This is a genomic window from Paenibacillus sp. JT22N7 (assembly GCF_059383875.1).
This window is the reverse complement of sequence record NZ_JBXENY010000010.1, coordinates 222195-235286: the sequence shown is the minus strand read 5'-3', so window position 1 is coordinate 235286 and position 13092 is coordinate 222195. Positions and strand designations below refer to the sequence as shown.

Below are 13092 nucleotides of genomic sequence, written 5' to 3'. Positions count from 1 at the left end.
TAAACTTATATAGCTATGAATTGCCGCTCTTCAGGTGGTCTACATCAAGAAAATCCGTATCGTAGCTGTAAGCGGGAACGCCATGAATGCCTACATCAAGACCAATTAGCTCCTCGTCTTTGGAGACGCGTACCGGCATGATTTTGCGAATGAGCCATAATACGGCCCATGTGAAGACAAAGCCCCATACAGATACGGTGACGAGGCCAAGTGCTTGTACACCAAGCAGCTTCAGGCCGCCGCCATAAAATAAGCCGTAATAGCCTTGTCCGACCTCGCTAGCGAGCTCTGGCTTGGCAAATAATCCGAGTGCCAGCGTACCAATGCTGCCGCTAATGCCGTGTACGGCGAAGGCGCCGACGGGATCATCGATTTTTTTGCTTTCCATGTATTCGGTTGCGAGAACCATCATAATGCCGCAAAGCGCGCCGATGAAGATTGCAGCGCCGTCCGAGACGAAAGCGCAGCCAGCGGTAATTCCGACAAGCCCAGCTAGCGAGCCGTTAATAACCATCGGAGGATCAGCTTTTTTATAACGAAACATCGTAAACAATATGCAGGTGGCTCCGCCTGCTGCAGCGGACAGCATCGTCGTTACGGCGATATGCCCGATCGATGTGTTCGTGGCGCTCAGCGTACTTCCGGCATTAAAGCCGAACCAGCCGAACCAAAGGATGAAGGCGCCAACGGATGCGAGCGGCAAATTGGATGGCGAAACGATGTTCACCTTGCCATCCGGGCTGAACTTGCCAATGCGGGGCCCGACGAAAATCGCAGCAGCCAGAGCGGCAAATCCGCCGAGGGCATGGATAACAGCTGAACCGGCAAAGTCGATCATGCCAAGCTTGCCAAGCCAGCCGCCGGTTGACCATACCCAGTGGCCCGCTAGCGGATAAATGAGTCCGGTCATGGCGATCGTCAGCAAAATGTAGGCACGGAAGTGGATGCGTTCAGCCACGGCCCCGGATACGATGGAGATGACCGCGATAACGAACGCGCATTGGAACAGCCAATACGTTTCATGGGAAATATTAAGTACAATATGAGAAAGGTCGCCGCTTAGCAGGAAGCCGCTGGTGCCAAGCAGGCCGCCTACATCTTTGCCGTACATAATAGCGAAGCCAAAAAAATAAAAAACGAGAGCTCCGAATGCGATATCAACGAACACTTTCATAATGATGCTGACGGCATTTTTCTGGCGGACGAAACCTGCCTCCAGCAGCGCAAAGCCGCCCTCCATCAGCAAAATCATAGCCGCTGTCAAGACAACCCAGATTGTATCGAGACCTCTCGACAGTTCTGACAACTCCATTGTGTAGGCCAACCCCTTATAATCAGATATAAAATGATGTTACATTGCTAATTCGTTGATCATTATAATGATTTCGAGTTAACAATGTCAACGCTTTTATGTAATGTTTAGTGACGCATGTCAGGTTTGTCTGGTGTAATATTCCTTTGTCTCGGTCTAGAGACCGAGCTGGATTTCAATCGGCCGTCCCTTTCTTGTGTTTGGCGGGTCCGTTATACTTAGACGTATGAAGAATAGAACCAATTGAAGGCAGGAGTTGATGACCTCATGAATGGCAGCTTTTTCAATCGATTTATAACAGCTGGCATCGTTATTGCGATAGGTGTTGTCTTTTTTCTCAATCAAACGGGTATCATTTCCACCCAGCTCAACATTGGAGAAATCATCTCCAACTTCTGGCCGCTTATTTTAATCGTTATTGGGCTAAAAGGAATATGCTCGAGAGACTCCTACAAGCATGGCGGAGGATTTTGGGTGATGATGATTATTGGCGTCGTGTTTCTTGCCCGGAACATGGGCTGGTCAGATTGGTCCTTAGGCGATATTATTCCGTATATTTGGCCGATTATTATTATTTTAGTCGGCATCAATATGCTGCGTAAGCCGAGCCGAAGCAAGCGGAAGAAGCATGAGCCGCCATCCGATGATTGGAAGTCTTATGATGGTTATACGGAAGGTGAAATTCCTCCAGCGCCGCCGCTGCATCCCGGCCCAACGGATCCTTTTCCTCCAGAGCAAACGCAAGAACAAGCTGGGCCTGTTAAAGGGGCTCCGTTTCAGCAAAACAGCTTTGAAGGCGGGAAATCCAAAGTGAATTTAGAGAAGGAACAGCCTATAGGCAACGTATGGAAAGAACAGGCCAAGCAGCATTACCGCGATCAACGTAAAGAATGGAAGCAGCAATTTCGGGAACAGCGCAAAGAGTGGAAAAATGAAAAAAATCACTACAGCGGCAAAAGCGAGTGGTGGAACAATGATCCGAATACGCAGACCCGCTCCAATTTCATAGGCGATATTCATATTGGCCATGATTATTGGGAGCTGCAGCCAATCAACATTTCACATTTTATCGGCGACACCGTCATTGATTTAACGAAAGCGCAAATTGCTTACGGGGAAACGAAGATTACGGTATCTTCTTTTATCGGAGATGTGAAAGTGTATGTGCCTAATGATTATGAGGTGGGCATCCATGTGCAGAGCAGCGTTTTTATAGGCGATGTGAAGTTTCTTGGCAAAAAGGAGCACGGCATGTTCAAGTCGATGGATATGGCTTCCCCTTCCTATGCAGATGCGGATAAAAAAATCAGGCTGGTCGTTAGCTCGTTTATTGGCGATGTGCGTGTCACGAGGGTGGGATAAGCGTTTATGATGGTTCGGTTGCTTCGCAGTGGAAAATGGGAATTGATTTCCATGTTTGTGTTCGCTGCTGCTCTGGCTTATGGAGCGGCGGCGATAATCGCTTATGGGCTTATGCCTCATGCAGGGAGATGGGAAATGTGGCTGACTGCCGCAGCCGTCTTCCTGCTTGTTGCTGCGTCTTGCGGTTATTGGGCCGGCAGGCGCATACAGCGCAGAGTAGATACGCTCCAGCTCGCGATGAAACAGGCCGTTAACGGCAACTTTGAAATTCGGATTGCCGAGCGGGGCGGCTTGTCCTTTACCGAGCTTTATGAGGAATTTAATGTGCTTGCGAGGCAAATGGAGGAGCGGATGACTTACATCCAGCGTACAGGCGAGGAGCAGGTGATGGCCGAAGCTGCCTCTAATGAAGAAGCGGTGCTGGAAGAGCGCAAAAGGCTCGCTCGCGACTTGCATGATACGGTAAGCCAGCAATTGTTTGCGATGCATATGTGCGCCTCTTCGCTGCCTAAGCTTCAGCAGGTGGATAGCGAACGCGCGGCTGAGGTGCTGGGCCAGTTAATTGAGATGTCCACGCTTGCCCAGAAGCAAATGCGCACCTTCATCGCTCAGCTTCGTCCGATGGAGCTTGAAGGCCGCACGCTGCTCCAAGCGCTGGATAAGTGGTTTCCGGATTATTGCCGGCAAAACCATTTGCAAGGACAGTTGGAATGGCGGCTGGTTGAGCCGCTGTCGGAAGCGAAGGAGCATCAGCTTTTTCTCATCGTGCAGGAGGGGCTGGCCAATATCGTCAAGCATGCAAAAGCAGAGGGCTGCTCGCTGACGTTATCGGAAAATGAACGGCAAATTGTGCTAAGCCTGCAGGATGATGGAACGGGCTTCCGAGTAGATGAGGTCAAACGCGGCTCCTACGGGCTGTCAACGATGCACGAGCGTGCCCAGAAGCTTGGCGGAACGGCAGAAATTATAAGCAAGCCAGGCAGTGGAACGAGGGTCAAGGTGTCTATTCCAAAAATATGGCGGGGGAGCGATAAAAAATGAGCAGCCAGGAAATGTTGAAAATTATGATTATTGATGATCATGATATGGTTCGAACAGGATTGCGCACTTATTTAATGCTGGAGCCGAAATTTGAAGTTGTTGCAGAGGCGGGCAGCGGGCAGGCTGCGCTTGATAAGCTTGAAGCGGGCATACCGAAAGGGATGCCTGATGTCCTGTTAATGGACTTAATGATGCCCGGCATGGATGGCATTGAGACGACGAGGCGCGTGATGGCGAAATATCCGGATGTGAAAATCGTCATGCTGACGAGTTTTTTGGAGGATGATAAAGTGTATGCTGCCATTGAGGCAGGGGCGGTCAGCTATGTACTGAAGACGGTATCGGCGGAGGAGCTGATTTATGCGCTGAACGGCGCTTCGAAAGGCATGCCTGTCATGACAGCTGATGTATCTCAGGCTTTGACGCGTGGACTTCGGCAGCGTACAGCACAATCAGGAGATGAAGGGCTGACGGAGCGGGAGAAGGAAGTGCTGCTGCTTATTGCCGAGGGACGGTCAAACAAGGAAATTGGCGAAGAGCTCCACATCAGCATTAAGACGGTCAAGACGCATGTCAGCAATTTATTAATGAAATGCGAGCTGGATGATCGGACACAGCTGGCGGTGCTTGCTCATCGCAAAGGCTGGGCCAAAAGCTTATAATCAACAATAAACCAAATCACATTATTAGTTATCACATATTGCAGCAAAAGGCGGGCTATACTAACGATGTACAGCGGCGAGATGAGCCGCACTAAAGCGTACATAAAAGGAGCGTCTTGCTATGATTTTGCTGTCATCAGAGCTGGAAGCCAGCCATCAATCCTTCATTGAAACCCGCGATATGCTGACGCAGCATACGTTCGCTTTAGGCGGCAATTGGGATTATGCAGCTGGTTCGTTCGATCGCCCATTGGATGAAGCCCATAAAGTATGGCTGCGGATTCCTTTTGAAGTGACGGATGGCGCCATCGATAATAGCTCTTCGGATACAGATGCCACTATTAAGCTGGGAACGCCATATGTGCTTAAGCATTTATATAAAGAAGGCAATGATGAGGAAGCTTCGGTGCGGCTGGTAGGCGCCTTATTCGACCAATTTCAAGCGCCGACTGATCCCGATGCTGACATTGAAAGCGAATGGGTCGAGCGGGCCAAGGACATTATGCAGCAGGTAGAACGGGCATTGGCATAAGCTTAAAGCAGTCTTTTGAAACTTAAATAGTGGATGAAAAACTCTCTGTCACCAGTGATAGGGAGTTTTTTTATGTATGTTTAAATGTCTTTTAAGATTGTTTTAAGGTAGAATGTGCATGATAGGAGTACAACAATTAACCAGCAAGCAGCCTTTAGAGACTGAATTGCTTCATTGTATACCGATGAGGAGGAAACGGGAATGGACGATCAGAATAAAAAGAACGGCTTTGATGATTTTTTCCAAAATCGTGAGGATGGGCAGCGGAAGCAGGAGGATAACGTTCAGCCAGCCCACGCTGATGAAGCATCAGCTGATTCTTCTGAACAGGCAAGCAAGCCTTCCTACTACTATTCTTACGGACCGTTTAAGTCAGGCGCACCGGACAATCATACGCTGTCTGATAGCGCTGGAGCAGGCAATCATTCGATGTCAACTCCGGCTCCTACATCCAGCCAGGAATCAGCGGCCGCTTCCCAGCCGTACAGCCAGCAGCAGGGTGAACAGGCAAACTTCGCTGAAAGCATGCCTCCCGCGCCAGTAAGGCCGTTCAGCTCGACGCAGTCATCTGCCAGAGGCGGTTGGCAGGTGAAGGAGCCGCAGCGCAAAACGTCATTTAAAGCGATGTTTTCTTCGTTCATTGCTGGGGTTCTAGTAGTTGGCTCTTTAATGTATGCTTCGGATGTGAACAATTGGTTCAGCAAGCCGGCGGAAGCGACTGTATCTCAGCAGGGAACGGCTACAGCAACGGGACAAAACAGCGGGCTAACTGCAGCATCTGACAGGCCAGATGATATTGCCAAATTGTTCGAGGCTTCAAGCCCGGCTGTTGTGAAAATTGAAACCTTTGCTTCGCCGACAAGAAGCAATGGCGGATCATCGGCTGATTCCTTCTTCGAACAGTTTTTCGGCCAGGATTATCCGGGAGCAGGCAGCCAGGAGCAAAACAATAACAGCAATGGATTACAAGCAACAGGCAGCGGTACCGGATTCTTTTTTGACTCCACCGGTTACATTTTGACGAACCAGCACGTCGTGGGCGGAGCAGAGAAAATCGAAGTCACGGTGCAAGGCTATGACAAGCCGCTAACAGCGGAGCTGCTGGGCTCTGATTATAATCTGGATTTGGCTGTACTTAAAGTAACGGATACGAAAGCCTTCCCTACTTTGAAGCTAGGAAACTCCGACAGCATCAAAATCGGTGATTGGGTCGCAGCAATCGGCAATCCTTATGGCTTTGACCATACGATTACCGTTGGCGTGCTTAGCGCGAAGGAGCGCCCGATTTCCATTCCGGATGAGCAAGGAACACGCAACTACGAGCATTTGCTGCAAACGGACGCATCGATTAATCCAGGCAACTCTGGCGGACCGCTGCTCAACGTAAATGGTGAAGTGGTCGGCATTAACACAGCTGTAAGCTCGCAGGCGCAAGGAATTGGATTTGCGATTCCAACGAGCACAATCCAAGGCGTATTGGAGAATTTGAAAAATAACGTTGAGGTTCCGAAAGATCCGATTCCTTTCATCGGTGCGGAACTAGCTGATGTAACGGATGCTATGGCGAAGCAGCTAGGCATGGATAAAGCGGAAGGCTCCATCGTCAGCAATGTGTATTACAACTCTCCTGCCTACCTGGGCGATCTGAAACAATTTGACGTTATCATCGGCATTGACGGCAAAGTGTACAACAATACGCAGGACTTGATCAAGGCGATTCAGAAGAGAGCAGTTGGCGATGAAGTACAGTTGAATATTATCCGCAAAGGTGCGAAAATGGATTTGTCGGTCACCATAGGCGACCGCAATAAGTTCAACGCAGAATAATGAAGCAGCCAGCATATCGGTGCAGCTGGTGCTGAATGGTTACAATCAGGCGCAGAGGCGAACAATCTCTCTGCGTCTGTTTTTATGAAGCTAAAGAACATGGGGGCGTACCGATGAGAACACAAATTATAGTTGTAGATGACGATGAGAAAATCACCTCTTTATTAAGGCGGAGCCTGATTTTTGAAGGATATGAAGTGACGACTGCAAGCAATGGCTTGGAAGGGCTGAAGCTGCTAATGACAGCGGAGCCACAGCTTCTCATACTCGACGTGATGATGCCGCATGTAGACGGCTGGGAAGTGTGCCGTAGAGTGCGAGAAGGGGGAAGCACGGTTCCGATTCTGATGCTGACAGCGAAGGATGATATTACCGACCGGGTGAAAGGGCTGGATACGGGAGCTGACGATTATCTAGTGAAGCCATTTGCACTCGAAGAGCTGCTTGCCAGAGTTCGTGCGCTGCTGCGTCGCAAGCCGGATAAAATCGAGGATACGGGCAGCAAAATCGTCTATGAGGACCTTGCGCTTGATCAAGATGCCCGCGAAGCGATTCGGGGCGGCCGGCGTATTGAGCTTACGGCAAAGGAATATGATTTGCTGCTGCTCTTTATACAGAACCCGCGCCGCGTATTGACCCGTGATGTCATTATGGAAAAAATATGGGGCTACGACTTCAGCGGAGAGTCGAATGTTCTAGAAGTTTATATTGCGATGCTGCGCCAGAAAATGGAGGAGGGCGGCGGCAAGCGCATGATTCAAACCGTTCGTGGTACAGGCTATGTGCTGCGGGGAGAGGGCTGATCAGCTATGACCATACGGCTGCGTTTAACTTTGTGGTATTCAGCTTTGCTTGCGATGACGCTGCTGATATTTGGTTTTGCCATCTATATATTTGTTAATTACAATACGTACGGGCAGATGAAAGATCAGCTGAAGGGCGAAGCGGATAGCTACAATGTAGTTGTCAACGAGCTCAACTTATTGATTGCCCCTTCGCAAGGGCGGTTTTATGAGCGTTCCTTTTATTTGCAAATTGTCAGATATAAAGAGGGCATTATTAATGCGAGCAAGGAGCTGCTTAGTACAGGCATAAAATATCCAATTCCTGATGTTAAGGATAATGTGCAGGCTGGCTTTATAAAGGCTAACATTAAGGTGAATGATGCGAATATAACCTTTTTAATTTATCAACGTCCTATTTACAGCGATAGTGCGAAAACCGATTTAATCGGTCTTATTCAGGTAGGCGCAATTGTTACGAGTGAGGAAAGTTATTTGAAAGCTTTGCGGACGATTTTGTTTACCGCATCGCTTATCGCTGTCCTAATAGCCTTTACAACAGGTTTGCTTTTGGCCCGTCAGGTGCTTCGTCCAATTGAGCGTGTCATTAAATCAACGGAGAAAATTCAAAACGGTTCTGATCTTAGTGTACGCATTCCAATGGATGGCCCTAATGACGAAGTCGGCAGGCTTGTCTATAACTTGAATGTCATGCTGGCCCGTTTGGAGACAGCTTACAATGAGCTGGATGAATCCTATAAGGCGCAGCGAAGGTTCGTCTCGGATGCGTCGCATGAGCTGCGGACGCCGCTGACGACGATTCGGGGCAATATTGAGCTGCTTCAGCGAATGTGGGAAAAAACGAAGGACCCGGATGCATTTGACGGCATCGTGCTGGCGCTTGATAACCAGCGCTTTGGCCTTACGGTTGAGGCGATGCAGGATATTGCAGCGGAATCCCGCCGCATGTCGACGCTTGTTAATGATTTGCTGGCGCTCGCCCGTGCGGATGCCGGTTATGAAATGGAGAAAACAGTAGTATCGATGCAGCCGCTTGTCGAAGAGGTGGCACGCCGTGCCCAGCTGCTCCCGCGTACCGCTGAATGGCGCGTAGGCGACCTGTCTCCGCTCAGCGGCATTGAGGTCAGAGGCAATCAGGATTATTTGCAGCAGCTGCTGTTCATTTTTATTGAGAATGCTTTCAAGTATACGGTAGAAGGCCATATTGAGCTTAGCGTGCGCAGCAAAGACAATCAAGTTGGGATTACGGTCAGTGATACGGGCATGGGGATGGACCCTGAGGAAGTGCCGCATATATTCGACCGTTTCTATCGGGTGGACGAATCGCGCGGCAAAACGGTTGGAACGGGGCTCGGATTATCTATTGCAAAATGGATAATAGATGAGCATCGCGGTTCCATTGAAGTGCTTACGCGCACGGGTGAAGGGTCGGAGTTTACGATCTGGCTGCCCATAGTCTTTTCTGAGACGGCAGATTCGTCTATAATAGAAGGAACGGATCGAACTTTGGGCTAATGCCCACGGTTCAGAAAGCAGGTGCACCTACATGCAAATTGTTAAAATTTCACCGCGGGGCTATTGCTACGGCGTTGTTGACGCTATGGTACTCGCACTGCAAACAGCTAGAAATCTCGAGCTGCCGCGGCCAATATATATTTTGGGAATGATTGTGCACAATGCGCATGTGACGGAAGCGTTCGAGCAGGAAGGCGTTATTACGCTGGATGGTGAGAACCGTCTGGAAATATTGGAGCAGGTCGAGCAGGGGACGGTTATTTTCACTGCCCATGGCGTTTCCCCCGAAGTTCGGAGACGTGCCAAGGACAAGGGATTGACGGTTGTCGATGCCACTTGTCCTGACGTGACGCGCACGCATGATTTGATTCGCGAGAAAATGGCCGAGGACTACCATATTATTTATATTGGCAAAAAAAATCACCCTGAGCCAGAGGGTGCCATTGGCGTCGCTCCAGATCGCGTTCATCTCATCGAGCGTGTGGAGGATATCGATTTGCTGGAAGTGCCGGAAGGCAATATCGTCATCACAAATCAGACCACAATGTCGCAATGGGATATCCGCCATATTATAAGCAAGCTGATTGAAAAGTTTCCAACGGCGGAAGTCCACAATGAAATTTGCCTGGCAACCCAGGTTCGCCAGGAGGCCGTAGCCGGACAGGCTGGCGAGGCCCAGCTTTGTCTTGTCGTTGGTGATCCGCGCAGCAACAACTCCAATCGCCTTGCACAGGTGTCGGAGGAAATTGCAGGCGTTACTGCTTACCGTGTCGCAGATGTATCTGAGATTAAACGGGAATGGCTTATTGGCATTGAACGTGTGGCGGTAACTTCCGGCGCTTCGACTCCTACGCCGCTTACCAAGGAAGTTATTACGTATTTGGAGCAATACAACGACGATGACCCTACAACGTGGGAAATCGTTCGTACCGTCAATATGGAGAAGCTGCTTCCCAATGCCCGCAAAAAGTCAGTTGTTGCGCGCCCAGAAGTGCCAGAGACGCCGTAAGGCGTCTTTTTTCTATAGCTCTGTTATTAGTCTCGTTATTAGCGAGGGAAAATGGCATGAAACGGGAAGAGCGCGGCCTAAAGTTTTTGCTTGACGGGCAGCGCTGCTTCTTATATAATCACTTTAACGAGTAAAAGCATAAAAGCCACAAAGCATAGAAGCGTCGAAGCGAACAAGCGTTTAAGTGGAAAAGGGGAGATTGACATGATCGTAATTACTAATCCGCATATTGAAGAAGCAAGAATTGCTGAAATTGTTACCCATATTGAAGCAGCAGGCGTTCAAGCCCATGTATCAAGAGGAACAGACCGTACCGTAATTGGTATTATTGGGAGTGCAGCACCTACATTAGCCGAGCATCTTCGCCAGCTCAAGGGCGTTGAAAATGTTATTAAAATTTCCAAGTCCTACAAGCTTGCAAGCCGTGATTTTCACCCAGATGATACCATTATTGACATTAAAGGCGTTAAAATTGGCGGAAATAATTTAGTTATTATGGGCGGCCCATGCGCAGTCGAAACACCAGAGCAAATTGATGAAATCGCCCGACTGGTTAAAGCGGCTGGCGGCCAGGTGCTTCGCGGTGGAGCCTTTAAGCCTCGCACAGGCCCATACAGCTTCCAAGGCGTTGGCGTTGAAGGCTTGGTTATGATGGCGGAAGCGGGACGCAAGCATGGCTTGCTGACGATTACCGAAGTAATGACGCCGGAATACGTAGATGTATGCGCCGAATATGCAGATATTCTCCAAGTCGGCACGCGCAATATGCAAAATTTCGACCTGCTCCGCAAGCTCGGAACGATTCAAACGCCTGTTTTACTGAAACGGGGCTTCAGCTCAACGTACGATGAATTCCTAAATGCAGCGGAATATATTCTTGCTGGAGGCAATCCGAACGTTATGCTGTGTGAACGCGGAATCCGAACATTCGAGACCTACACAAGAAATACACTTGACTTGTCAGCTATTCCTGTATTGCAAAGCCTCAGCCATTTGCCAGTCATCTCTGACCCAAGTCACGGCACTGGCCGCCGCGAGCTTGTAGAGCCAATGTCGAAGGCGTCAGTAGCCGCTGGAGCGAATGGACTGATCGTGGAAATGCATACAGATCCAGATAATTCGATGACTGGGGACGGGGTACAATCACTGTTTCCGGACCAGTTCGCTAATTTATTAAAGGATTTGGAAAAGCTCGCACCAATTGTTGGGAAAGAATTTAACACGGAGAAGGCGCCAGCAGAAGCTTTCAAAGAGTGGAAAATATAATCGACCTATAAAGCCGTTAATTCCTATGTAAATAAGGGGATTACGGCTTTTCCTTTTGCCGTGTAGGAGGAATTGTGAACAAATGTGTAAACCTGTAAGTATAGCTAACATGCGAATAAAAAATACCTCACATAACTATTGACGATGATAATATCGTAGTTTTATAATAACGTCATGGTTTGGAACGATAGGAGAACGTTACCCGTTCAATACTAAGCAAATGTTCGGAAATGGAGGAAATATCTGATGTCAGTTCAAAATGTTTTGGACACAATTAAAGAAAACAACATTCAGTTTGTAGATTTCCGGTTCGTGGATCTTTTTGGTCATGCGCACCACATTACCCTTCCTTCGACAGAAGTTGACGCCGATACTTTCGTAAATGGTGTAGCTTTTGACGGTTCCTCGATCCCGGGTTTCCGTGGAATCGAAGAGTCGGATATGGTTATGATGCCAGATCCTGAATCGGTATTTATCGATCCTTTCACTGATCACCCAACTCTAAACGTAATGTCTAACATTCATACGCCTGATGGCGAACGCTATGAGCGCGATCCGCGCAGCATCGCTCAAAAAGCGGAAGAGTTTCTGCAAAAATCCGGTGTGGGCACGACTGCATTTTTCGCTCCGGAATCCGAATTCTTCATTTTCGACGATGTTCGCTACGAAAGCTCGATGAACACTTCCTTCTATTCGGTTGATTCCGAAGAAGCTGGCTGGAACAGCGGCCGCAAAGAAGAAGGCGGAAACCTTGGCTTTAAAGTTCCAGTTAAAGGCGGTTACGTTCCAGTAGCTCCGGTTGACTCCCAACAAGACATCCGCAGCGAAATGGTTCGCCTGATGCAAGAAACAGGTCTTCGCGTTGAGCGTCATCACCACGAAGTAGCGACTGCTGGTCAAGCAGAAATCAACTTCCGTTTCGACACGCTGACTAAAACAGCTGACAACCTGATGAAATACAAATATATTGTTCACAACACAGCTCGCCAATATGGAAAAGTTGCAACTTTCATGCCTAAGCCGCTGTTTGGCGATAACGGTAGCGGTATGCACGTTCACTCCTCCATCTTTGATGGCGACACGCCTTTGTTCTTTGAAAAAGGTGCTTACGGCAACCTGAGCCCGCTGGCTATGAACTACATCGGCGGAATTTTGCACCACGCTCCAGCGTTGATCGCGCTCACTAACCCGAGCACGAACTCGTTCAAACGTCTGGTTCCTGGCTACGAAGCTCCAGTTAACCTGGTGTTCTCCAAAGGTAACCGTTCGGCTGCGATTCGTATTCCAATCGCTTCCGTTACACCTAAAGGCTGTCGTATCGAGTTCCGTACGCCTGACTCCACTGCCAACCCTTACCTCGCGTTTGCAGCTATGCTGCTTGCAGGTCTTGACGGTATTAAGCGCAAGCTTGATCCAGTTGCTTTGGGCTATGGTCCTTTCGACAAAAACATTTACGAATTGCCAGAAGAAGATAAGAAGGATATCCGCAGCGTACCAGGTACGCTTGACGAAGCGCTTAGCGCTTTGGAAGCAGATTCCGAATTCTTGACTGAAGGCGGCGTATTCTCTGAAGATTTCATCGCTAACTACGTTGCATTCAAACGTAATGAAGCAAAAACAGTATCGATCCGTGTTCATCCGCACGAGTACAGCCTGTACTTCGATTGCTAGAATGAACGTTGAAGGAGCTCCCTATATGGGGGCTCTTTTTTTCTGCCTATTCGCTAGAGTGAAATGACAAAAAGTCTAATTTATCGCCTCCC

At 48.9% G+C, this 13092-nt stretch carries 11 protein-coding genes; 10 read left to right on the top strand and 1 reads right to left on the bottom strand.

From position 1 onward, the window contains the following. Positions 1 to 13: 13 nt before the first annotated feature. A complete protein-coding gene (locus AC50Y5_RS25290) occupies positions 14 to 1312 on the bottom strand; it encodes an ammonium transporter (RefSeq protein WP_056039574.1) in 1299 nt (432 codons plus the stop codon). A gap of 267 nt (positions 1313 to 1579) precedes the next feature. Here AC50Y5_RS25290 and liaF point away from each other — a divergent pair, with 267 nt between their 5' ends. The 10 genes from liaF (at position 1580) to glnA (ending at position 13000) form a co-directional block, all read left to right on the top strand. Further along, positions 1580 to 2674 (top strand): cell wall-active antibiotics response protein LiaF, encoded by a 1095-nt coding sequence (liaF, locus tag AC50Y5_RS25285; RefSeq protein WP_494864102.1) that lies wholly within the window; start codon positions 1580 to 1582, stop codon positions 2672 to 2674. Between the two features lie 6 nt (positions 2675 to 2680). Further along, entirely contained in the window at positions 2681 to 3715 is a 1035-nt protein-coding gene (locus AC50Y5_RS25280) for a sensor histidine kinase (protein WP_056039579.1), read from the top strand. Further along, on the top strand, positions 3712 to 4377 hold the full coding sequence (locus tag AC50Y5_RS25275) for a response regulator (protein WP_056039581.1): 666 nt from the start codon (positions 3712 to 3714) through the stop codon (positions 4375 to 4377). The genes AC50Y5_RS25280 and AC50Y5_RS25275 overlap by 4 nt, the downstream gene beginning before the upstream one ends. Before the next feature lie 121 nt (positions 4378 to 4498). Further along, the gene (locus tag AC50Y5_RS25270; protein WP_056039584.1) at positions 4499 to 4909 is read left to right on the top strand and encodes a YugN family protein; all 411 of its coding nucleotides are present in this window, start codon (positions 4499 to 4501) and stop codon (positions 4907 to 4909) included. A 201-nt stretch (positions 4910 to 5110) separates the two neighbouring features. Next, a complete protein-coding gene (locus tag AC50Y5_RS25265; protein ID WP_494864101.1) occupies positions 5111 to 6736 on the top strand; it encodes a S1C family serine protease in 1626 nt (541 codons plus the stop codon). Between the two features lie 113 nt (positions 6737 to 6849). Continuing rightward, positions 6850 to 7539 carry a response regulator transcription factor gene (locus AC50Y5_RS25260; RefSeq protein WP_056039590.1) on the top strand — a complete coding sequence of 230 codons (690 nt, stop codon included), beginning with the start codon at positions 6850 to 6852 and terminating at the stop codon, positions 7537 to 7539. A 6-nt stretch (positions 7540 to 7545) separates the two neighbouring features. Further along, entirely contained in the window at positions 7546 to 9054 is a 1509-nt protein-coding gene (locus AC50Y5_RS25255) for a sensor histidine kinase (protein WP_056039593.1), read from the top strand. A gap of 31 nt (positions 9055 to 9085) precedes the next feature. Beyond that, positions 9086 to 10063, top strand: coding sequence for a 4-hydroxy-3-methylbut-2-enyl diphosphate reductase (locus AC50Y5_RS25250; RefSeq protein ID WP_056039596.1), 978 nt, complete (start codon positions 9086 to 9088; stop codon positions 10061 to 10063). Between the two features lie 204 nt (positions 10064 to 10267). Further along, positions 10268 to 11329, top strand: coding sequence for a 3-deoxy-7-phosphoheptulonate synthase (aroF, locus tag AC50Y5_RS25245; protein WP_056039600.1), 1062 nt, complete (start codon positions 10268 to 10270; stop codon positions 11327 to 11329). Positions 11330 to 11575: 246 nt separating this feature from the next. Continuing rightward, on the top strand, positions 11576 to 13000 hold the full coding sequence (glnA, locus tag AC50Y5_RS25240) for a type I glutamate--ammonia ligase (RefSeq protein WP_056039603.1): 1425 nt from the start codon (positions 11576 to 11578) through the stop codon (positions 12998 to 13000). The last annotated feature ends 92 nt before the right edge of the window (positions 13001 to 13092 follow it).